Below are 20729 nucleotides of genomic sequence, written 5' to 3'. Positions count from 1 at the left end.
GCCGCGCTGCCGCCGTGGGCCGGGCAGCAGTCGCGGTGGTCGCCGGTGGTTCGTAGAGGCCAGCCTGCCGGATTGGCGCCCGCGAACGTACGCACGGCATCCTGCGGCTCTCCCACGGACGCCATCCGCCGCGAGCAGCCGGTGTCGAGGACACCTCGGCGTGTCGCGCCGACGGCTCGGAGCGCCTCAGCGCAGGGTGCGGTCCAGCACGGCGCGCAGTTCGCTGAACGACCGCTCCGTGGCCTCGTGGTCGTAGGCCGCCGTGTCGGACATCGAGTAGCCGTGCGGCGCGCCGGTGTAGACCTCGTTGCTCGCGGTGAGGTGTGCCTCGTCCAGCGCCTCGCCGAGAGTGCGCACGTTGTCCGGCGTCATCGAACGGTCGTTGTCGGCGTGCCCGAAGACGAACTCGGCGCGCGCCGTCGACAGGCTGGCGTGCGGGCTGTCCGCGTCCTCGGTCACCAGTCCCCCGCCGTGGAATCCCGCGCACGCGGCGACCAGGTCGGGGTGGTCGCCGGCGGCGCGGACGGCGAGACGTGCGCCCATGCAGTAACCGACGACGCCCACCGGGGTGCTCACGTCGTCCCGGGATGTCAGTGCTTCGAGCCACGCGTCGGTGTCCGGGCGCGACTGGTCGGGAGTGAGCCCGTGCACGCGAGGCATCGCCTTCTCGAAGAACGCGGTGCGGGCCTCATCGGAGTCGAGCTCCCCGGCGGGTGACGTCTGCGCGGCCGTACCGTCGCGGTAGAAGACGTTCGGCACCAGGACGACGTATCCCCATGAGGCGATCCGGTCGGCCATCTCGTGCAACCGCGGTCTCAGGCCGATGGCGTCCATGTAGAAGAGCACGCCGGGGTGGGTGCCGCCCCCGTCCGGCGTGGACACCCATGCCTCGGCCGGACCGGACGCTGCCTGCACTTCGATCATCATGTGGTCGGACGTTACATAGGCAGCCTGACCATCTCGATGGCGGGTGTCACCGTGACTCGATTGACCAGATCCGCTGGGCCGCAAGGTGCACGTTCTCGGGCGTGGAAAACTGCTCGGCCACGAGGAGGATGTGGATAAGTCTGACGCGAATACTACTGGCAAATATGACTATTCGGTCGATTTGCCCTTGTGTCGCACTTCGAACGCGCGTACGATAAGACGTACATCGCAGGCCCGCCAGACAACCGGGGAGGGGGTGGGCGCGGATGTGTGTCGAGGGGATCTCCCGGGTGCCTGATGCACCGCTTCCGCCCGCTTCAGGGCTGGTGCCAGCCGGGCCGGGTGCTGCGGCTGGGTTGCTGGCTCGGTTGGCCGAGTTGGTGACGGATCTGCAGGGGTGGCCCGGTGCGTTGTACCAACTCGGTGAGGCGGAGCTGGGTGGGTTCGTCGCGACGATGGTGGGGTTGGGCTCACGTGCGGAGTCCTTGGCGGCGGTCGCCACGACCGAGGCGGTCACCCGCGCAGTGGTCGCGAACTCCATTGCGACCGATGCCGGCGGATGGGTCGGTGCGTGTGTCACCCAAGCCAACGCCGCCGGTATGGCGGGTGCGCCCGTGACAGCCGAGCCGGCTGTCTTGCGCCGCATCGGGGCGGTCGCCACCGGGTGCGCCGACCCGCGCAACCGGGTCGTGGCGGACGCGTTGGCCGCGGGGGTGGTCACGGTGCACTGTGCGCAGGTGGCGTTGCGGGAGGTCCCGAAGGTGTTGCCGGTGATCCCCGGTGCGGATCGGGATGAGGTGCTGTGCTGGTACCTGGCGCTCTCGCACACCGGGACCCGCACGTTGCGGGACCTGTCGGCGCGGATCATCGGCCGGTTCGCCCCCGAGGTGTTGGTCGCGCAGGAGGAGCACCAGCAGGCGTGTGAGACGTTGACCTGGGCCGACCTGCCCAACGGACTCACCCGGCTGACCGCGGACCTCTCGGCCGGTCACGCGGCGGTCATCAAACACGCCATCCAGGCCCTGGCCGCCCCCGCACCCGCTACCTGCACCGACGAGTCGGCGTCACCGGCGGCCGAGCAGGACACCCGCACCCCCGGCAAACGTCGCGCGGACGCGCTGATGGAACTTGCCGACACCGCAGCCCGACTACTGGACGGGGACCGCTCCCACCACACCGGCACCGTCGGCGGGTCGGCCAAGATCGTGATCACCCTGGACCACCAGACCCTCATCGACCAGTTGCACGCGGCGGGGAAGCTCGAATCTGGCAGCGGTGATGATCCACCCAGTCACCTACCCGGGATCGGGCGCAGCATCAACGGCGACCTGCTCGACGCCGGGACCCTACGGCGATTGGCCTGTGACGCCGACCTCATCCCCGCCGTCCTGGGTGGCGAGTCCGAACCATTGGACCTCGGCCGCACCAAACGCCTGTTCACCGGCGGCCTGCGCACCGCGATCATCCACCGCGATGACGGCTGCACCTTCCCCGGCTGCGACCGACCACCGGACTGGTGCGACGCCCACCATGTGAGGCCCTGGTGGGCCGGCGGACAGACAACCCTGACCAACGCAGCACTGCTGTGCGCACGCCACCACACCATCGTGCACCGCGACCTGCTCACCGCCACCGTCACCACCACCGGCGTCACCTGGGACCTCACCCCCGGACTCATGCCCCAGCGACCCGGCACCGGACACGCGGCATGACGATGACGGCGTTCACGTTCGTCGACGGCGTTCAAAGACCGTCAACGAACGCGAACGCCGTCAGGGTGAAAGCAAGCGGGGAGCGCAGAGCACGTAGGCCCGGGCGGGATACGAGCAGGTCAGAGGGCGATGCCGAGCAGCGCGTCGATGGCCCGCGCCACCGCCGGCGAAGCGCCGTCTGCAGTGGCCGCCGTGCACCATTCGTCGATCAGCTGCAGTGCACGCGGCGCGTCCAAATCGTCGCAGAGCGCGCGACGAATGCCGTCGACGAGCACCTCGGCGCCTTCATCCGCACCGCGGGTCACCGCGGCCCGCCAACGCTCGAGCCGCTGCTCGGCCGCAGCGAGCAGCTCGGGGGTGTACTCCCATTCGGTGCGGTAGTGCTGGTCGAGCAGCACGAGGCGCACCGCCATCGGGTCGTGCCCGGCGCGGGTCAGCTCCGACACCCGCACCAGGTTGCCCTTGGACTTGCTCATCTTCTCGCCGTCGTAGCCGACCATGGCCTGACGGGCGTAGTGCTCGGCGAACGGCTTGTCACCGGTGAGTGCCACGGCCTGCACCGCACTCATCTCGTGGTGCGGGAAGCGCAGGTCGGTCCCGCCGCCCTGCAGCTCGAAACCCATGCCGAGGTGGTCGAGCGCGATGGTGGTGCACTCCACGTGCCAGCCCGGGCGACCCGGGCCGACCGCGCCGCCGTCCCACGACGGCTCGCCCTCACGGGCACCACGCCACAGGAGGGGATCGAGCTGGTCACGCTTGCCGGCACGGTCGGGGTCTCCCCCACGGTCGGCGAAGACGGACATCATCTGGGCGCGGTCCCATCCGCTGACGTCGCCGAACGACGACTGCTGGGACACGTCGAGGTAGACGTCGGCCGCGCCGTCCAACGCGCCGTCGCCCTCGGGGATCGCGACGGTGTACGCCGCGCCGGAGGCGAGCAGTCGGCTGACGACGTCGACGTGCCGCGGCATCGTCTCGACCACGCTGACGAAGTGGTCCGGAGCGAGCACCCGCAACGCCGTCATGTCGTCCTGGAAGAGCGACACCTCACGATGAGCGAGGTCGCGCCAGTCGATGCCGTCGCGGGCGGCGCGCTCCAGGAGCGGGTCGTCGATGTCGGTGACGTTCTGCACATAGAGCACCTGGCGCCCGGCATCGAGCCAGACGCGAGCCGCCAGGTCGAAGGTCACGTACGTCGCGGCGTGACCGAGGTGCGTGGCGTCGTACGGCGTGATCCCGCAGACGTACATCCGGGCGGTGTCGTCGCGCAGCTCGACGGTGTCGAGCGCACCGGTGACCGGGTTGTGCAACCTCAGGTCCTGGCCGCTGCCCTCGGTGGTGGGAATCTTCGGAGAGGGCCACGACTTCACGCCGGTCAGCCTATCCGGGTCACCAGAGCGGCCACGGAAGAGGTGTACGCCCCTCAGGCACCTTCGGGTAGGTCTCCTCCCGCAGCAGCCGGGCACACCGTGACCGCAGGGCCTCGAGCTCGACCTCCGTCAGCAGTCCTTCGAGGGGGTTGTCCTCCCGCAGGAACGTCGCGAGCCGCTCCAGGCGCAGCAGGTTCTCCTGGTCGATCGGGTCGCCGGCGAAACCCCAGAGGCAGGTCCGCAGCTTCGGTGCGGAGTTGAAGCAGAGTCCCTGGTCGATCGCCCACACCCGGCCCTCGTCCACGATGATCGCGCTGGCCTTGCGGTCCGCGTTGTTCATGACCGCGTCGAGCACGGCGAGGTCGCGTAGCGCCTGAGTGGTCGAGTGCGACACGATCTGGGACCGGTCGTAGTCGTCGAGCACCGACCAGATGGGCACGTAGCCCTCTGGCACGTCCGAGCCCCGGTCGACCCGCAACAGCTCGTGATCGGGTCGTTCGTCCAGCGGACCGACCCACTGCTGCACCGAGCCCGCACCGAGGGGGCCTTCGCGCAGGACCGTTGGAGGCACGAGGTCCCAGCCGCCGACGTTGGACACCGTGAACGCCGCCACCTCGCGGGCGGCCAGGGAGTCGTCCGGGAAGTCCCACAAGGGACGCTCCCCGCGAATCGGCTTGTAGACGGCTGCGATCGGGTCGTCGGTGCCGGCCCAGACCCGCAATGCGACGTTGGAGGCGTCGACCAACCGGCCCTCGATCTCCAACTCGCCCTCGCGCAGAGTCGCGAGGATGTCGGCGGAGCTAGCGTCGGTAGCCGTTGGCACGGGGGCAGACATGGCCGGTGGGTTCGAGGGGTTCTCCACAGAACGGGCACGGCGGACGGCCGCTCGCGACGGCGGCCAGGCTGCGGCGGGCGAACTCGCGTGCCAACTCGGGTCGAAGGACGACCCGCATCAGGCTCGCGTCCGGCTCGGTCACCTCGACGAGGTCGGCGCCGGTCTCGTCGGGTTCGAGCGACACCTCGCGGTCGTGGCACTCGATGATGACCACCTTGCGGTCGGCCTCCCACGCCAGGCTCATGGTGCTGACCCGGAACTCGTCGTCGATGGGCGTGCTCAGCGGGTCGTTGTCCTGCGGAGCCTGCGGGACGTCGGCGGTCGCGTCGACCTCGTCGAGCAGGTCGTTGACGCGCTCGGCGAGCACCGCCACCTGCTCCTTCTCCAGCGACACGGACACCACAGCGCGGCCCTGGACGGCCTGCAGAAAGAAGGTGCGTCCTCCGGGTGGGCCCACCGTGCCGGCCACGAACCGGTCCGGGTGCTCGAACTCCAACAAACGCATGCTCAGACTCTAATCGGCGACATCGACGGCAGATGACCCGGTGGACCCGGTCGCGACCGTGTCGTGACCTGCGGCCTTGCCCGCGCTGTCGGAGCCGGTCGTCGCCGTGTCCTGATCGGACTCCTCCGCGACTCCGGTGGAGCCACCGGGGGTGGCGTCGCCGCTGGACTCCTGCTTGGTCGGCATGAGATCCGCGACGTCGCGCGCCTGGTCGTTGACGCGTACGACGAACGGCCGGTTCGGGGTGTAGCGCACCACCGACAGCGACGCCGGGCCCGTCATTATCCGCTGGAACTGGTCGAGGTGCAGTCCGAGCGCGTCCGCCAGGATCGCCTTGATCACGTCACCGTGCGAGACCGCGCACCAGACCGCCTGGTTGCCGTGCTGGGCCTCGATCTCCGCGTCCAATCGTCGTACCGCGGCAACCGCGCGGGCATGCATCCCCGCCAGCGATTCGGACTCGAAGTCCTCAGAAGGAGGGAAGACGGCACCCGCCGGGTGGTCCTGCACGGTGCGCCACAGCGGTTCCTTGGCGAGCTCGGAGATCTTGCGGCCGGTCCACGCGCCGTACTTGCACTCCCCCAGGTCCTCGTCGGTCTCGACCTGGAGACCGGCGTGGGGAGCGGCGACGGCGGCGGCCGTCTCCTGGCAGCGTTCGAGCGGACTGGAGACGATGCGCGCCAGCGGGAGGTCCGCGAGCTGCTCGGACAGCCGCTTGACCTGCTCGCGGCCGGTGTCGTCGAGGTGGACGTCGGGCGTCCAACCGGCAAGGACACCGGCGGTATTGGCCGAACTGCGGCCGTGGCGAAGGAGCAGAAGGGTCGCCATCAGTCGGCGAGACCCTCGCCGTCGAGCACCTCGCGCATGAGCACCAGGGTGGCCAGCCGATCCTCGAGCGTGTCGCCGACCGGCGCGACGTTGATGGTCGTGACGCCCGCCTCGGCGTACCGGTGCAGCCGCTGCGCGATGCGGTCGCGCGGCCCGATCAGCGAGGTCTGGTCGATGAAGTCCCGTGGGACGGCTGCGGCGGCCTCGCGGTGCTGGCGCTGCAGGTAGAGGTCCTGCACCGTGCCGGCCTCCTGCTCGAAGCCCATCCGCACGGCGAGCTTGTTGTAGAAGTTCTTGTCCCGCGAGCCCATCCCGCCGATGTAGAGGGCGGCGTTCGCACGCAGCCGGTCGGCCGCGACGTCCAGGTCGTCGTCGACGCTCACGCTCACGGAGGCGGCGACGTCGAAACCGGCCAGGTCGTCGTGACCGGCCTTCTGGCGGCCGGCCAGGATCGCGGCGAGCTGCTCGCCGACGTACTCGGGGCTGACGAAGATGCCGAGCCAGCCGTCGGCGATCTCGCCGGTCAGCTGCAGGTTCTTGGGGCCGATCGATGCGAGGTAGATCGGCACGTTGGGGCGCTCAGGCAGCAGGAGCAGACGCAGCGCCTTGCCGGGGCCGTCGGGCAGGGGCAGCTGGAAGTGCTTGCCCTCGTGCTCGACGTTCTTGCGGGCGAACGCCGCCCGGATGATCTCGACGTACTCCCTCGTGCGGCCCAGCGGATCGTTGAAGCGCACGCCGTGCCAGCCCTCGCTGACCTGCGGACCGGACACGCCGAGCCCCAGGTGGAACTTCCCGCCGGTGATCCGGTCGAGCGTGGCGGCGGTCATCGCGGTCATCGCGGGTGTCCGCGCCGGGATCTGCATGATGGCGCTGCCCCACCCCATCTGCGGGGTGTGCGCTGCGAGGTACCCCGCGAGGGAGGGGATGTCGGAGCCGTACGCCTCGGCGAGCCACGCCACGGCGTACCCCTGGCGATCCGCCTCGCGTGAGAGGGTCACCATGCTCTCCAGGTCGTCCGTGCCGGTCGTGCCCCAGTAGCCGAGGTTGAGCCCAAGTCGCATGGACCAGACGCTAACGCACCGGCTTCGGGGCCTACGGTGTGCACCGTGCGCATGCGAACGGTGGGACGGTCCGGTCTGCGCGTGAGTGCCCTGGCGCTCGGCACGATGGGGTGGGGCAGCGAGGTCGACCAGGACACGGCGACCGAGCTGTTGGACGCCTTCCGCGACGCAGGCGGCACCCTGCTCGACACCGCGTACGGGTACGGCGACGGCGCCAGCGAGGAGATCCTGGGATCACTGACCGCGTCCTGCCGCGAGGAGTTCGTGCTGGCCACGAAGGCCGGGATCTCCCGCACCACCGGCACGCGCGTCGTCGACACCTCGCGCGGCACCCTGCTGGACCAGCTCGATGCCTCCTTGCGCCGGCTGCGCACCGACCACGTGGATCTGTGGACGGTGCACGCCTGGGGCGACAACGCTCCCATCGAGGAGACGGTCTCGGCGATGGCGTACGCCGTCTCGTCCGGGCGCTCCCGGTACGTCGGGGTCTCCAACCACAACGGCTGGCAGCTGGCGCGGATGGCGACGCTGCTGCAGGCCGAGGGGGTGCCGGTCGTAGCCGATCAGATCGAGTACAGCCTGGTCGCCAGGACCGCCGACTCCGACGTGCTGCCGGCGGCCGAGCACCTGGGCACCGGGATCCTCGCCTGGGCGCCGCTGGGCGGCGGGGTGCTGACCGGCAAGTACCGACACGGGGTCCCGGCCGACTCACGCGCCGCGGGTGGGCGTCACGACAACTGGGCGCGACGACGCGTGGACACCGGCTCGGGCACGATCGTGGACGCCGTCGCGACCGCCGCCGAGGGGCTGCGGATCAGTCCGGTGCAGGTGGCGCTGACGTGGCTGCGGGAGCGGCCGGGCATCGCCACGGCGGTCGTGGGCGCGCGGACTCCGGGACAGCTGCGGATGGCCCTGGGCAGTGACCTGATCGACCTGCCCGATCAGGTCCGGGACGCACTCGACGAGGTGTCGCTGCACGCCGAATGACGGCGTGAGCGACTCGGCCGCGCACGCGCGGGCCGATATGCCTCAGCGACCTGGCGTGGCCGGGCCCGACTCGAACTCGACGTCCTCGTCGTCCAGGTCCTCGGCGGCGTCCTCGTCCGGATCGTCGAGCTCGGAATCCTCGAGATCGTCCGAGGCCTCGTCGTCATCGTCGTCCAGGTCGTCGTCGAGGTCGTCCTCGTCCTCGTCGCCCTCGTAGACCTCCAGGGGCGTGACCTCGCCGAACGCATCCATCAACGACTCGTCGTACGCGTCGAAGGCGTCGGCGACCCGGCGGTACGCCTCGACGACCGCGGGATCGTTCTCGCCCCGCCGCGCGCGTGATGCGGCCAGGTGCTCCTCGAGCGCGTCGGTGAAGCGCTGCAGTGCAACTCGCGGATCGATGGGCATGCCCCCGACCGTATCGGGTGTGTCGCACAATAGGCAGTCATGATCGAGTACGAGTACCGCATGCTGCGCTTCCCGCGGCACGCGAGCCGGGGTGACATCCGCCAGATCCTGGCGGATGAGGCCGAGTACGGCCATTGGGAGCTCGCGCGCGTCCGCCTCTACATCGGCGGTCATCGCCGGGTGTGGCTGCGTCGCAAGATCATCCGCGTGCAGCGCACTGCCTGACGACGTCCCGCCCGGCGCAGACCCTCAGCAGTCGGCGAGGAAGCCGCCCAGCACCCGCGTGCCGAACTTCAGCGCGTCCACCGGCACCCGCTCGTCGACCCCGTGGAACATCGACGAGAAGTCCAGGTCCGCGGGCAGCCGCAGCGGAGCGAATCCGTAGCCGGTGATGCCGAGGGTGGCCAACGCCTTGTTGTCGGTGCCACCGGAGAGGCAGTACGGCAGGATCGCGGCGCCAGGGTCCTCGGCGAGGAGCGCCTGCTTCATCTTCTCCACGAGCGGAGCGTCGTACGGCGCCTCCAGCGCGATGTCCTTGTGCACGACCTCGACCTCGACGTGCTCACCGGCCAGCTCGGAGATGATCGACATCATCTCCTCCTCGTGACCGGGCAGGAAGCGGCAGTCCAGCGACGCGCTCGCGCTCTGCGGGATGACGTTGTGCTTGTAGCCGGCGTTCAGCATCGTGAAGTTCGCGGTGTTGCGCAGCGTGGCGTTGACGAACGCCGACGCGCCGGCCAGGTCGGGCAGCAGATCGTCGATCGAGTCGTCGTCGTAGGGCTTGCCGGTCAGGTCCGACAAGCCGTCGAACAGGTCGCGGACCGAGGCGATGAACTCTCGCGGCCACGGGTGCGCGTCGATGCGCGCGATCGCGGCGGCGAGGTGTACGACGGCGTTGTCGTCGGCGACCAGGGATCCGTGCCCGGCGCGGCCGTGGGCGCGCAGCGTGAGCCAGGCGATGCCTTTCTCCGCCGTCTGCAGCAGATAGGCACGCTGGTCGGCACCCTCCTTGTTGCGGACGGTGACGGAGTAGCCGCCCACCTCGCTGATCGCCTCGGTCACGCCCTCGAAGAGGTCGGCGCGGTTCTGTACGAGCCACTGCGAGCCCTTGACGCCGCCGGCCTCCTCGTCGGCCAGGAACCCGATGACGAGGTCGCGCGCGGGCTTCTTGCCGGTGCGAGCCAGCTCGCGCACGCAGGCCAGGATCATCGCGTCCATGTCCTTCATGTCGACCGCGCCACGGCCCCATACGCAGTCGTCGCGGATCTCGGCGCCGAACGGGTCGGCCGACCAGTCCTCGGCGTTCGCGGGGACGACATCGAGGTGGCCGTGCACGGCCAGGGCGCCCCGCTCGGAGTCCTCGCCCTCGATCCGGACCAGCACGCTCGCCCGGCCGGGTTCGCTCTCGACGAGCTCGGGCTCGAGGCCGACCTCCTCGAGGCGGCCCATGACGTACTCGGCGGCCTTGCGCTCCCCCGGGCCGCTGCCGTCGCCGTAGTTGCTGGTGTCGATGCCGATCAGGTCCTGGCAGAGCTGGACGACCTCGTCTTCGGGCTGCACGTCAGTCATGACTCCCACTGTGCCACCTCGCGCACCAGCGCCACGGTGTCGGCCTCCTCGGCCCGCTTGTCGTCGCGATACCGCAGCACGCGGGCGAAACGCAGCGCCATCCCGCCTGGGTAGCGGGTCGAGCGCTGGACACCGTCGAAGGCGATTTCGACGACCTGTTCGGGTCGCACCGTCACGGTCCACCCGTCGTCCTCGGTGGCCAGCTCGGTGAAGCGCTCGGTCTGCCACGCCAGCATCTCGTCGGTCATCCCCTTGAACGTCTTGCCCAGCATCACGAACTCGCCCGACTCCGGATCGCGAGCGCCGAGGTGGATGTTGGACAGCAGGCCGGTGCGCCGTCCGCTGCCGCGCTCGACGGCCAGCACCACGAGATCGAGGGTGTGCCGGGGTTTGACCTTCACCCACCCCGCACCGCGACGCCCGGCGGCGTACGGCGCATCGAGCGACTTCACGACCACGCCTTCGTGGCCGGCCGACACCTTCTCCTGGAAGAACCGCTGCGCGACCTCCGGATCCGCGGTCTGCACCCGTGGGATCAGGTAGTCCTGCGGCACCAGCGCGGTCAGCCGCTCCCAACGCTCGCGCGCGGGTGCGTCGATCAGGTCGTCGCCGTCGATGTGCAGCACATCGAAGAACCACGGCGTCACGGGTGTCTCCACCCGCAGCTGCGCCGGGTCCTTGCGGCTCGCGGTGCGAGCGCCGGTCACCTGGAAGGGTTGCGGGACCCCGTCCTCGCGCAGTGCGATCACCTCACCGTCGAGCACCAGTCGCTCGCCGGGGAGGGCGAGCACCGCCTCGACGATCTCCGGGAGCCGGTCGGTGACCTCCTCCAGGCTGCGAGTGAAGAGGCGGACCTCCTCGTCCAGCTTGTGGGCCTGGATGCGGATGCCATCGAGCTTGCACTCCACCCCCACGGCGTCGCCCGGAGTCGTGACCGCCTGCATCGCGTCGCCCACGGTGGTCGCCGACGCCGCCAGCATGGGCCGCAGTGGACGCCCCGGCACCAGACCGATCTCCGCGAGCGCCGGCGCACCCCCGCGGAGCGCTGCCGAGGCGACCGGCGCCGTGAAGCCGGCCAGCATGACCGCGCGTCGTACTGCCGGCGCCGGCACCTGCGCGGCCGACGCGATCGCCGCCAGCATGACGCCGTCCTGGGCGCCCTGGCGCAGCTCTCCGGTGATGAGGCCTTTGAGGAAGGTCTGCTCGACGGCGGTGGCCGACGCGAGCAGGGTGCGCAGGATCTGCTCGCGAGCACCCGCCGAACCGGGTCCGCCGGCGTCCGCGAGCTGCTGCATGGCCTCGTCGGTCTGCGCGACGGTGAGGCCAGGCGTCGCGGACGGCGCCGGCGTCGCCGCGAGCGTGCGGTATCCCACGCCGACTCGGCGTTGCGGCAGCACACCCGAGAGGTACGCCGCGACGACCTCCACCTCGTCCGGCTCCACCTCAGCGGCGGCGGCCAGCACTTCGGCGACCAGCTGGGTCTTGGCGTTGCGCGAGCGCGTGGCCCCTACCTGTGCGGAGACGGCGACCAGATCTGCGAGCAGCATCCGCCCAGTGTGCTGCTGCCCTCCGACACCCGGCGTCAGGGGTTCGCGGCGTATCTCACCGGGCGGCCGGTGAGCCGGTCGACGACCACGCGCCCCCCGAGGGGGGCGCGGAGGTGGACGGTCGCGGAGGCGAGGAACCCTACCGCCGTTCTGGCGCAGCCGTTGCAGTTGAACTGCTCGTAGCTCATGGCGACGACGACCCGGCTCGACGATTCACTGACCACCGTGGCGGCGGCGTCCCGGTCCCCCGAGGACAGAATCGCGGATCTCAGGCTGAGGGCGGCCGTATCCCCGGGCACTGGGCCGTACGAGCCAACGGCGACATCGCGGCGGTCGTAGGTGACCCTCCCGTCGTCATGGAAGTACCAGACGCAGCCGCCGACCACAGCTGCCACGGCCAAAAGGCCCGCGACCCACACCGATACCCGCTTCATCAGTCCTCCACTTCCCTCTGTATCCAGGACGCTGCGGGCGCCCGAGTGGTTGGAGGAGCAGCCGGACGCGGCGGAGCACGCCTCCCCACAGGTGGGGGCTCGCGGTCTAGCGTCGATTCATGAGTCCTCACACCGGTCACCGCCGTATCCCCCGTTCGCTACGCGCCGGCCTCACCGTCGCCGCGGTCGCGGGCACCGCCGCCGTCACGATGGCGTGTTCGGCGGTGTCCGGCAGCGCTAGTGGATCTGCCGAGGCGGCTGCGGCACCCGCCGTACAGACGGTCATGTCCGGCCTGGACCACCCGTGGGACGTGTCGTTCTTCCGCAACGGCGACATGCTCACCACCCAGCGTCCGGGGGTGCTCACCATGCGCACCGCGTCCGGCGGCGTGCGCACGATCAAGGCTCCGCTGGGCGATCTCTTCGTGCAGAGCGAGGGCGGCCTGGAGGGCCTGGTCGTCGATCCGACGACCGTGCACCGGTACTTCTACACGTGCCAGACCTACGAGCGCGGCGGCAAGGCGGTCGACGCACGGGTCATCCGGTGGGCGATGTCCGACGACGGGAAGTCGGCCACGAGGGAGAAGACGATCCTGTCCGGGCTGCCGGTGACGAGCGGCCGGCATAGCGGGTGCCGACTGCGGTTCGTGCCCGGCTACTGGCTCGCAGTCGGCACGGGCGATGCCGCCACCGGCACGAACCCGCAGAACCTCTACTCCCTCGGCGGCAAGACCCTGCGGGTCGGCGCCAACGGGCAGATCCCCACCAACACGCCGTTCCACTCCAAGGGCGGCAACGCGCGGTACGTGACCAGCTACGGGCACCGCAACGTGCAGGGCCTCGCGATGCGCCCGGGCACCTCGCAGCTGTGGACCCAGGAGCAGGGCACCACCCGTGACGACGAGACGAACATCGCGTACAACGGCGGCAACTACGGGTACGACCCGGTGCCGGGCTACAACGAGTCCGTGCCGATGACCGACCTGAAGAAGTTCCCGCACGCCGTCCGGGCCCAGTGGTCGTCGGGCTCGAGCACGGTCGCGACGTGCGGGATCACCTTCCTGCAGGGCTCCGCCTGGGGTCGCTGGAACGGCGCGCTGGCCGTCGCCGAGCTGAAGGGCGAGGGCGTGCGCATCCTCACCCTCGACAAGGCCGGCAAGGTCATCCGGCAGGAGCTGATGCCCGAGCTGAACAAGACCTTCGGGCGGCTGCGCACGGTCCAGACCGGGCCCGGCGGGGCGCTCTACGTCACCACCGACAACGGTGGGAAGGCCGACAAGGTGCTCCGGGTGACACCGCACGCGCCGAGCTCCTGACCGGCCTCCCTCAGACGTACGACGGTCGCCCGGCGGCTGCTGCCGATGCGGGTCACGGGCCTACAGCGTGCTAGCCTTTCGCGTCGTCGGCCCGCCTCCCAGGGTGGCCGTCGTACACCTCGTCCGGGTGGCGGAATAGGCAGACGCGCTAGCTTGAGGTGCTAGTCCTCGTATTAGAGGGTGGGGGTTCAAGTCCCCCCTCGGACACCACAGCTCGCTCGCGGTCCTATCAGGTCAGGGACCTCCGAGCGTGCCGAATGGGTTCCGCAGCAGAGTCGGCACGACAGTGGTGTGCCCTCTCGGCGAAACTGGACCAGACTCACCGTGCGCCAGACGTGCCGCAGGAGGCGGAATCCGATTCAACCGTGGCTCCAGGTCAGCTCTTCCTGAAGTCGATGAACGAATGGGCGGACGCTACGCCTGTCCGGACATCTGCTTGGCATGGGTGCTGAGCACATGAGCAGCTTCGTTGGTCTTGTTGGACGCGCGGTTGTCCCAAAACATGGTGAAACCGTCGTAGTCGGGGTAGTACGACCCGCTGCCTACACGCGAGGCGAGCAACCAGAATTGGTCGCCAGCGCCGCCATGGGCTTGGACAGCATCGGTCCACTGCGCGTACCCGGCGGTACGCGCTCGCTCGGTTGCGATCCCATCACGAGCGTTGACCTGCAGGCCGAACTCTTCGATGACCACCGGTTTGCCGATTCGCTTGCCGTCACGTAGGTGGTCGGTGATCCAGGTGGTTCCCCAGGCGACCGGATCGACCCTGCGTCTACCGCTCGGTGTTTCGCCCCAGGCGGCGGGGTAGAGGTGCACGGTGCCGTAATCGACATGCGGGACGGCGAGAAGCGGTTCCCAGTGATTGCCCTCGTAATTCGAATACGGATAATCGAGGCTCGTTTCCCGCCCATAGAAACCTTCGTCGCCGATTGCTACGAGCTGACGGGGGGCCAGAGACTTGAACCACGCGCTCATCTCCTCGACCCATGCCAAGATCGTGGCGCCCGAGGGATCACTGCGATTACGAGGCTCGTTGGCCAATTCGAACGTCATGATCGTCGGATCCTGGTTGTAAGCGAGCCCGGTGTACCGGTTGCGCCGTTGGATGACATGCTGGGCGTACGCCTTGTAACATGCGACTATCTCGCGGTTGGTATAGAACTTGTCGTGATCGATCGCAGCATTGCTGTGCAGGAACCACGAGACGTACTGTTGCATCCCCCCGAAGTCCTTCCGATTGTTGGTGAGGACCAGTACGAGGCGGATCCCTAGCTGGCCGGCTTTCCACACGGCGTAATCCAGGGAATCGAACGCAGCTTCGTTGTAAACGTAGGGGCCTGGCTGCAACGCTGCATACATGGGACTGACGCCGTCAGCGAATGCCCACGCACGGATCACCGACAGACCCATCGCTGCTGCGTCGTTCAGCAACGCATCGATCGCATAATGCGACTTCTGGTGCAGGTAGTAGTTGTTCGCCCCGCCGAAACGTATGTTTCGACCGTTCAGTACGAACTGACCTTTGCTGACACCTACATACCGATCGGCGTTCGGCGTGGTCGAAGGGATCGGCGCGCGCGTGAGAGCCGATGCGCTAGTCATGGCGCCGGCGGCTCCTATCGCAGCCAGCACACCCGCACCGGTCAAGACATTTCGTCGCGACGGAAGCCGATCTGCGGGGATGTCCGAATGGTGTGTCATTGATGCCTCTCTGACAGTCATCCCGATGGCAGTTCGATAGTCATTTTAAGACCTTGCAAGCTGTAAGTCCATAGGGCCCATATTTACTTGGTCAGTTTGTACATCCGACTGGCGAATCATAGCCAGCTCCGACGCCCGGCAGCGGCGCTGGTCGAGGGCATCCTCCAGGGTCTCGATGTGCCTGTCCCCACACGTGGACGGCCCAGCGTGCGGCGCGGCCGGTGACGCGCGTCACGCCCATCTCGTCTCCATAACGAGGTGGGCGTTCTGCGTCCGTGGCCAGGGCTGCAGCACTGGCCACGGACGCAGAACCCCCGCGGCGACGAACGGCGGGGACGTCCTGGACCATCCGGCAGCGAATGCGCAGGTCCCGCTGGGATAGTGACCTTCATGGCACTCCACGGTGACAACGTCCCTGCCCGGCACTCTCCAGGACGACGCGAGGGGAACCCGTTCCTGGGACTCGCCGACCCGGCGCTGGAGAACGAGATCATCCCGCCCCTCAACACCCTGTCGCAGCACCCGGTGCCGCCGGAGGTGGCGTACCAACTGGTCCACGACGAGCTGCTCCTCGACGGCAGCGCCCGCCTCAACCTGGCCACGTTCGTCACGACCTGGATGGAGCCGCAGGCGCACCAGTTGATGGCCGAATCCGTCGACAAGAACATGATCGACAAGGACGAGTACCCCCAGACGGCCGCCATCGAGAACCGGTGCGTGGCGATCCTCGCCGACCTGTGGCACGCACCCGAGGCCGACGTCGCGACCGGATGCTCGACGACCGGATCCAGCGAGGCGTGCATGCTCGCCGGGATGGCCCTCAAGCGCCGCTGGGCCGCCCGCACCGGTGCCGACCCCTCCCGGAAGCCGAACCTGGTGATGGGCGCGAACGTGCAGGTCTGCTGGGAGAAGTTCTGCCGCTACTGGGACGTCGAGCCGCGCCTCGTCCCCGTCGAGGGCGACCGGCTGCATCTGGGCGCCGAGCAGGCCGTCGCCCACTGCGACGAGAACACCATCGGCGTGGTCGCGATCCTCGGATCCACCTTCGACGGCAGCTACGAACCGGTCGCGGACATCGCCGCCGCGCTGGACGAGCTGGCGGCAAGCGGCGGACCCGACGTCCCCATCCACGTCGACGGCGCGTCCGGCGGGATGATCGCTCCGTTCCTCGATCCCGACCTCATCTGGGACTTCCGCCTCCCCCGGGTCGCCTCGATCAACACCTCAGGTCACAAGTACGGGCTGGTGTATCCCGGTGTCGGCTGGGCGATCTGGCGCGACGCGGACGCTCTGCCGAAGGAGCTGGTCTTCAACGTCAACTACCTCGGCGGCGACATGCCCACGTTCGCGTTGAACTTCTCTCGCCCAGGGTCGGAGGTCATCGCGCAGTACTACACGTTCTTCCGCCTCGGATTCGAGGGGTACGTCGCGGTGCAGCAGGCGTCCCGCGACGTCGCCACCTGGCTGGCCGGCGAGGTCGAGAAGCTCGGCCCCTTCCGGCTCATCACCCGCGGGGACCAGTTGCCGGTCTTCGCCTTCACCACCAGCGACGACGTCACCGAGTGGGACGTCTTCGCGGTCTCACGCGGTCTGCGCGAACACGGTTGGCAGGTGCCCGCGTACACCTTCCCGCAGGATCGCACCGACCTCGCCGTGCTGCGCATCGTCTGCCGGCACGGGTTCTCCCGTGACCTCGCCGATCTCTTCCTGCACGACCTCACGTCGGTCACCACGACGCTGCAGAAGGACGTGGCGAAGGTCGGCAGCAGCGGCCCGACGTCCTTCCACCACTGAGGGGTCGGACCGGCGCCTTCGCCCACCTCGTAGCCCAACGAGGTGGGGGTTCTGCGTCCGCGGACAGTGCTGCAGCCCTGGCCGCAGACGCAGAACCCCCTCCACGACGTACGACAGCCGCCACCGGGGGCGCAGCGCGGCTCAGGTCACCGACAGCAGCCGCGGCGGAAGGTCGGCGGGGTCCAGTGGAATGACGTCGACCAGCACTTCGAGGCGACTGGTCTTGCTCTCGGTGTAGATGACCCCGCGCAACGGCGACACGTCACGGAAGTCGCGGCCCCACGCGGTCGTGAGGTAGCGGGAGTCGGCGAAGTGGTCGTTGGTGGGATCCAGGTCCACCCAGTCGCCGCCGGGGACCATCGCCGCGACCCAGGCGTGCGTCGCGTCCGAGCCCTCGAGCTTCGGTCTGCCCTTCGGGGGCGCCGTCTCGATGTACCCGCTGACGTACCGCCCGGGCAGCCCGACGGCCCGCAGGCACCCTGCACCCAGGTGTGCGAAGTCCTGGCAGACGCCTCGCCGGTTCGCGAGGACCTCGTCCAGCGTGGTCGACACCCCCGTCGCGCCCTTCGTGTACTGGAAGTCCTCGAACACCCGGTGGTAGAGGTCGGCCAGCGCCTCACCGAGGGGACGGTCGGGCGGCAGGATCGACGCGGCGTACTCCCGCACCGCAGGGGTGAGCTCCACGAGGCTGGAGGGCAGTGTGTACGCCGCGTACGTCGCCCGCGGCACGTCCGCGGACTCGCGCAGGTCGCGCGCCGCCGAGGCGACCGTCCAGCGATTCAACGCATCGACGTCCACCTCGGGCACGGTGACCGACAGGACGCTGGTCTTGGACACCCGCAGCTCGGTGTGCCGGGTGCGTACCTCGAGGTAGTGGCTGAAGTTGCCGAAGAGATCGGTGTGCTCGGTGAGCACATCCGCCCCCGGTCTGACCTCGACCACGTTGGAGGTGACCTGCTGGTGCGGGGTCGCCCGCGGGCGCAGGCAGGCTCGCCCGTACGACGCGGTGACGTAGTCCTCGTAGTAGTAGTTGGTGCGGTGCCGCACCTCGTACCACCGGGTCGCGTGCAGCTGCGTGGTGATCACGAGTCCCCCGCCATCGTCTGGGTCATGCCGCCGAGCTGCTGGGTGAGCCCGCCGTTCATCCCCTGAGCGAACCCCTCGGGCTCGATCAGCTCGCTGACCCGCATCGCCTGCTGCGTGCTCGGACGACCGAAGTGCGCGTTCTCGATCGCCGCGCCGAGCGCGGTGAGCCGCTCGTGCAGGTCGTGACCGAGCTGCTGCAGTCCGGTACGCCGGGCCGCGCAGATCTCGTCGAGGTCGACACCCGTGAGCAGCCCACGGATCTGCGTGATCTGGAGCGTGACCTCGGCGTTCGGCACCTCGCGCAGCGCGATCTCCAGCTGGTCGAGCTGGAAACGGACCGAGCGCGGGTTGGCCGGGTCGAGCAGCAGCAGGTCCAGTGCTGCCTGCACCGGGGATGCCGGCCCCTGACCCGCCGTCAGCCGGCGACGGTGAGTGATCAGGCTGTCGCACGCGCGCAGCACCGATTCGGTCAGCTGGCCGTCCACGACCGGCGGGCGCTCCTGCGCGAGGGTCTGGCGCAGCAGGTCGACGGTGCGCAGCGCGCGCTCAGTACGCCGCCCGGCGTCCAGGAACGCCCACGCCAGATCGCGCACCATGCTCTCGGCGTTGAGCCCGGCCAGCGCGATCAGCAGCTCCAGTGCCTGGCCGAGCACGTCCTGCACGGGGTCGTCGGCGCCGTCGCCGTCCTCCGGCAGCCCGTCCAGCGCCTCCTGCAGCCGGCCGAGCACGCGCCAGGTGTCGACCGACAGCAGTTCGCGGGCGGCGTGCGCGGTGCGCACGACGGCCTCGATGTCGTAGGCGATCGTGCCGATGCGGGCGGAGTCGCCCAGCAGGATCCGCAACTCGCGCACCGGCGCCGCGAGAGCCGTCTCAGCGTGCGCTCCGGTGAATCCCGGTCGCACGGTGGTCAGTTCGGTGAGGGCCGCGAGCAGCACCGCCATCGCGGCGTACCCCGGTGAGGCCGACCGCCGCAGGTGGTCCGCGACGAGGTCGTCGCAGATCAGCGCGAGCCGGGTGGAGGACTCCGCGCGCTCCGTGTAACGACCGAGCCAGAAGAGGTCGCCGGCGGCGCGCGGCGCGAGGGCGACCGAGCGGTACATGCCCGGCAGCGGCCGCGCGAGCCACAGGTGGGCGTTGTCACGGTCGGTGCGCTCGATGTCGGCGGACGCCAGTACCCACACGTCCTTGGCCTGCCCGCCCGCCGCGTTGGACACCAGACGGCTGGTCTCGTCCCGCGATAGCCGGCCCAAACCACCTGGCATCCAACGGTATCCGCCTTCGCTGGCGACGCCGAACGCGCGCAGCACCAGACGTCGTGGAGCGAGTCCGTCATCCGCGACGACCGGAGTGGTCGACATCGCGACCGGCTCCTGAAGGGTCCAGCGCCACGGCTCGCTCTCGATCTGCGCCTTCAGGTCGGCGAGCTGGGCGTGCGTGCGCTCCCACCCGAAGACGGTCGGCTCCCCCGTCTCCCGGTCGATCGGAGTGATGACGAGTTCGCCGAGCCGTGCGAGCCCTTCGCGGCGGGCCTCGTCGTCGCCGCACCAGAGCGTGCGCACCGACGGCAACCGCAGCTCCTCACCGAGCAGTGCGCGGCTGGCCCGATCGAGGTAGGGAGCCAGCGCTGGGTTCTCCAGGACTCCCGCACCGAGCGGGTTGACCACGCTCACGTGGCCGCTGCGGGTCGCCTCGACGAGCCCGGGAATGCCGAGCCGGGAGCCGGCGCGCAGATCGAGCGGGTCCGACCAGGACGCGTCGACGCGCCGCAGGATCACGTCGACCTGTTCCTCGCGGCCCGTCGTGCGCAACCAGACCTTGCCGTCACGCATCCCGAGGTCCTCTGACTGCACAAGGGGCAGCCCGAGCAGGGTGGCGACGAAGGCCTGGTCGAACGCGGTCTCGCTCGCCGGGCCGGGTGACAGCAGCACGACCCGCGGCTGGCGGTCGCGCTCGTGGGCGACCGCCAGCAGGGCGTCGCGCACGTCGTCGAAGAAGCCACGCAGCCGGCTCAGCTCGGTGGTGCGGTAGAGGCCGGGCAGGGCGCGCGCGACGATCCGTCGGTCGGCCATCGCGTATCCGGCGCCGGACGGGGCCTGCGCCCGGTCAGCCAGCGCCGTCCACCGACCGTCGGCGTCACGGGCCAGGTCGGTGCTGGGCAGGATCAGCTGCCGCGGGCCGGGCAGCGAGGTGCCGTACGCCGCGGGCAGGAACCCTGCGTGCCCGAAGACCGCAGCGGCCGGGATGGTGCCGTCGGCCAGCAGCCGCTGCGGGCCGTAGAGGTCCGTCAGCAGCGCATCGAGCAGCTCGGCCCGCTGGGACAGGCCCGATTCGATGACCTGCCACTGGGCGCGGTCGAGGATGACCGGGAGCGCGTCCAGACGCCACCGGCCGGCTCGACGACCCTCGGGCGCCACGCCGTAGGTGATGCCGTCGTCGTTGACCAGCCGGCGCACCCCGGCCTGCAGCGACCGCAGGCCGCCCGCGCCGAGCGCGCCCATGTCGCGCACGAGGTCTGCGCTGGGGGCGAGGGCGCCGTCGGCGCCGAACGTCTCGTCGTACGGGATGCCGAGATCCTGTCCGGCGAGCGGTGATCGGGCCTCGGAGAGGCTGTCGCGGTAGCGCTCGATCACGTCGGCGGAGGTCGTCATG

General features: G+C 69.7%; 18 protein-coding genes and 1 tRNA gene. 6 read left to right on the top strand and 13 right to left on the bottom strand.

Annotation, left to right across the window (positions count from 1 at the left end; genetic code table 11):
- Nucleotides 1-186: 186 nt before the first annotated feature.
- Entirely contained in the window at nt 187-927 is a 741-nt protein-coding gene (locus LVQ62_RS12380) for a dienelactone hydrolase family protein (RefSeq protein WP_233761965.1), read from the bottom strand.
- Between the two features lie 290 nt (nt 928-1217).
- Here LVQ62_RS12380 and LVQ62_RS12375 point away from each other — a divergent pair, with 290 nt between their 5' ends.
- Complete coding sequence (locus tag LVQ62_RS12375) at nt 1218-2639, top strand: HNH endonuclease signature motif containing protein (RefSeq protein ID WP_233761963.1); 1422 nt, start codon at nt 1218-1220, stop codon at nt 2637-2639.
- A 119-nt stretch (nt 2640-2758) separates the two neighbouring features.
- On the opposite strand, the gene mshC is transcribed toward LVQ62_RS12375, so the two are convergent.
- From mshC to LVQ62_RS12350, 5 genes are read right to left on the bottom strand one after another with little or no spacing between them, the layout of a single operon-like run.
- On the bottom strand, nt 2759-4009 hold the full coding sequence (gene mshC / locus LVQ62_RS12370; RefSeq protein WP_233761961.1) for a cysteine--1-D-myo-inosityl 2-amino-2-deoxy-alpha-D-glucopyranoside ligase: 1251 nt from the start codon (nt 4007-4009) through the stop codon (nt 2759-2761).
- Between the two features lie 19 nt (nt 4010-4028).
- Nucleotides 4029-4832, bottom strand: a complete 804-nt coding sequence (locus LVQ62_RS12365; RefSeq protein ID WP_233761959.1) for an SCO1664 family protein — start codon at nt 4830-4832, stop codon at nt 4029-4031.
- Nucleotides 4810-5349 (bottom strand): DUF3090 domain-containing protein, encoded by a 540-nt coding sequence (locus LVQ62_RS12360; RefSeq protein ID WP_179480772.1) that lies wholly within the window; start codon nt 5347-5349, stop codon nt 4810-4812. The genes LVQ62_RS12365 and LVQ62_RS12360 overlap by 23 nt, the downstream gene beginning before the upstream one ends.
- A 9-nt stretch (nt 5350-5358) precedes the next feature.
- A complete protein-coding gene (locus LVQ62_RS12355) occupies nt 5359-6177 on the bottom strand; it encodes a histidine phosphatase family protein (protein WP_233761956.1) in 819 nt (272 codons plus the stop codon).
- Nucleotides 6177-7238, bottom strand: a complete 1062-nt coding sequence (locus tag LVQ62_RS12350) for an LLM class F420-dependent oxidoreductase (protein ID WP_179480776.1) — start codon at nt 7236-7238, stop codon at nt 6177-6179. Before LVQ62_RS12350 ends, LVQ62_RS12355 begins: the two co-directional genes overlap by 1 nt.
- A 51-nt stretch (nt 7239-7289) precedes the next feature.
- On the opposite strand from LVQ62_RS12350, the gene LVQ62_RS12345 reads away from it, so the two are divergent.
- Nucleotides 7290-8225, top strand: a complete 936-nt coding sequence (locus tag LVQ62_RS12345) for an aldo/keto reductase (protein ID WP_370639708.1) — start codon at nt 7290-7292, stop codon at nt 8223-8225.
- 42 nt (nt 8226-8267) lie between these two features.
- On the opposite strand, the gene LVQ62_RS12340 is transcribed toward LVQ62_RS12345, so the two are convergent.
- The gene (locus LVQ62_RS12340) at nt 8268-8633 is read right to left on the bottom strand and encodes a primosomal protein (protein ID WP_233761952.1); all 366 of its coding nucleotides are present in this window, start codon (nt 8631-8633) and stop codon (nt 8268-8270) included.
- A 39-nt stretch (nt 8634-8672) separates the two neighbouring features.
- Between LVQ62_RS12340 and LVQ62_RS12335 the strand changes: the two genes are divergently transcribed.
- Nucleotides 8673-8858 carry a DUF5703 family protein gene (locus LVQ62_RS12335; protein WP_179480782.1) on the top strand — a complete coding sequence of 62 codons (186 nt, stop codon included), beginning with the start codon at nt 8673-8675 and terminating at the stop codon, nt 8856-8858.
- A gap of 24 nt (nt 8859-8882) precedes the next feature.
- Here the strand turns inward: LVQ62_RS12335 and LVQ62_RS12330 are convergent, their stop codons facing one another.
- From LVQ62_RS12330 to LVQ62_RS12320, 3 genes are read right to left on the bottom strand one after another with little or no spacing between them, the layout of a single operon-like run.
- The gene (locus LVQ62_RS12330) at nt 8883-10202 is read right to left on the bottom strand and encodes a M20/M25/M40 family metallo-hydrolase (RefSeq protein WP_179480785.1); all 1320 of its coding nucleotides are present in this window, start codon (nt 10200-10202) and stop codon (nt 8883-8885) included.
- Nucleotides 10199-11749 carry an ATP-dependent DNA ligase gene (locus tag LVQ62_RS12325; protein ID WP_233761950.1) on the bottom strand — a complete coding sequence of 517 codons (1551 nt, stop codon included), beginning with the start codon at nt 11747-11749 and terminating at the stop codon, nt 10199-10201. Before LVQ62_RS12325 ends, LVQ62_RS12330 begins: the two co-directional genes overlap by 4 nt.
- Nucleotides 11750-11784: 35 nt before the next feature.
- On the bottom strand, nt 11785-12183 hold the full coding sequence (locus tag LVQ62_RS12320) for a hypothetical protein (protein WP_233761948.1): 399 nt from the start codon (nt 12181-12183) through the stop codon (nt 11785-11787).
- A gap of 119 nt (nt 12184-12302) precedes the next feature.
- Between LVQ62_RS12320 and LVQ62_RS12315 the strand changes: the two genes are divergently transcribed.
- Together LVQ62_RS12315 and LVQ62_RS12310 are read left to right on the top strand one after the other, a co-directional pair.
- Nucleotides 12303-13499 (top strand): sorbosone dehydrogenase family protein, encoded by a 1197-nt coding sequence (locus LVQ62_RS12315; protein ID WP_233761946.1) that lies wholly within the window; start codon nt 12303-12305, stop codon nt 13497-13499.
- 121 nt (nt 13500-13620) lie between these two features.
- Nucleotides 13621-13709, top strand: a tRNA-Leu gene (locus tag LVQ62_RS12310).
- A 204-nt stretch (nt 13710-13913) separates the two neighbouring features.
- Here LVQ62_RS12310 and LVQ62_RS12305 read toward each other — a convergent pair.
- Nucleotides 13914-15101 carry a cellulase family glycosylhydrolase gene (locus tag LVQ62_RS12305; protein ID WP_233761945.1) on the bottom strand — a complete coding sequence of 396 codons (1188 nt, stop codon included), beginning with the start codon at nt 15099-15101 and terminating at the stop codon, nt 13914-13916.
- A gap of 489 nt (nt 15102-15590) precedes the next feature.
- On the opposite strand from LVQ62_RS12305, the gene LVQ62_RS12300 reads away from it, so the two are divergent.
- A complete protein-coding gene (locus tag LVQ62_RS12300) occupies nt 15591-16994 on the top strand; it encodes a glutamate decarboxylase (RefSeq protein WP_233761943.1) in 1404 nt (467 codons plus the stop codon).
- A gap of 141 nt (nt 16995-17135) precedes the next feature.
- Here LVQ62_RS12300 and LVQ62_RS12295 read toward each other — a convergent pair whose 3' ends face one another.
- Nucleotides 17136-18080 carry a transglutaminase family protein gene (locus LVQ62_RS12295; RefSeq protein ID WP_233761941.1) on the bottom strand — a complete coding sequence of 315 codons (945 nt, stop codon included), beginning with the start codon at nt 18078-18080 and terminating at the stop codon, nt 17136-17138.
- Complete coding sequence (locus LVQ62_RS12290; RefSeq protein WP_233761939.1) at nt 18077-20728, bottom strand: circularly permuted type 2 ATP-grasp protein; 2652 nt, start codon at nt 20726-20728, stop codon at nt 18077-18079. Before LVQ62_RS12290 ends, LVQ62_RS12295 begins: the two co-directional genes overlap by 4 nt.
- Nucleotide 20729: the final 1 nt, after the last annotated feature.

The sequence above is a fragment of the Allobranchiibius sp. GilTou73 genome, assembly GCF_021391335.1.
Classification (GTDB): domain Bacteria; phylum Actinomycetota; class Actinomycetes; order Actinomycetales; family Dermatophilaceae; genus Allobranchiibius; species Allobranchiibius huperziae.
Note: the sequence above shows the minus strand (reverse complement) of the source record. Positions and strands in the feature narration are given on the sequence as shown.

What these genes read in the sequence shown, in the direction of transcription:
- LVQ62_RS12355 (WP_233761956.1), bottom strand. Translation starts at nt 6,177, where the DNA reads ATGGCGACCCTTCTGCTCCTTCGCCACGGCCGCAGTTCGGCCAATACC.
- LVQ62_RS12360 (WP_179480772.1), bottom strand. Translation starts at nt 5,349, where the DNA reads ATGCGTTTGTTGGAGTTCGAGCACCCGGACCGGTTCGTGGCCGGCACG.
- LVQ62_RS12330 (WP_179480785.1), bottom strand. Translation starts at nt 10,202, where the DNA reads ATGACTGACGTGCAGCCCGAAGACGAGGTCGTCCAGCTCTGCCAGGAC.
- LVQ62_RS12300 (WP_233761943.1), top strand. Translation starts at nt 15,591, where the DNA reads ATGGCACTCCACGGTGACAACGTCCCTGCCCGGCACTCTCCAGGACGA.
- LVQ62_RS12340 (WP_233761952.1), bottom strand. Translation starts at nt 8,633, where the DNA reads ATGCCCATCGATCCGCGAGTTGCACTGCAGCGCTTCACCGACGCGCTC.
- LVQ62_RS12345 (WP_370639708.1), top strand. Translation starts at nt 7,290, where the DNA reads ATGCGAACGGTGGGACGGTCCGGTCTGCGCGTGAGTGCCCTGGCGCTC.
- LVQ62_RS12320 (WP_233761948.1), bottom strand. Translation starts at nt 12,183, where the DNA reads ATGAAGCGGGTATCGGTGTGGGTCGCGGGCCTTTTGGCCGTGGCAGCT.
- LVQ62_RS12350 (WP_179480776.1), bottom strand. Translation starts at nt 7,238, where the DNA reads ATGCGACTTGGGCTCAACCTCGGCTACTGGGGCACGACCGGCACGGAC.
- LVQ62_RS12335 (WP_179480782.1), top strand. Translation starts at nt 8,673, where the DNA reads ATGATCGAGTACGAGTACCGCATGCTGCGCTTCCCGCGGCACGCGAGC.
- LVQ62_RS12325 (WP_233761950.1), bottom strand. Translation starts at nt 11,749, where the DNA reads ATGCTGCTCGCAGATCTGGTCGCCGTCTCCGCACAGGTAGGGGCCACG.
- LVQ62_RS12290 (WP_233761939.1), bottom strand. Translation starts at nt 20,728, where the DNA reads ATGACGACCTCCGCCGACGTGATCGAGCGCTACCGCGACAGCCTCTCC.
- LVQ62_RS12380 (WP_233761965.1), bottom strand. Translation starts at nt 927, where the DNA reads ATGATGATCGAAGTGCAGGCAGCGTCCGGTCCGGCCGAGGCATGGGTG.
- LVQ62_RS12305 (WP_233761945.1), bottom strand. Translation starts at nt 15,101, where the DNA reads ATGACTAGCGCATCGGCTCTCACGCGCGCGCCGATCCCTTCGACCACG.
- LVQ62_RS12315 (WP_233761946.1), top strand. Translation starts at nt 12,303, where the DNA reads ATGAGTCCTCACACCGGTCACCGCCGTATCCCCCGTTCGCTACGCGCC.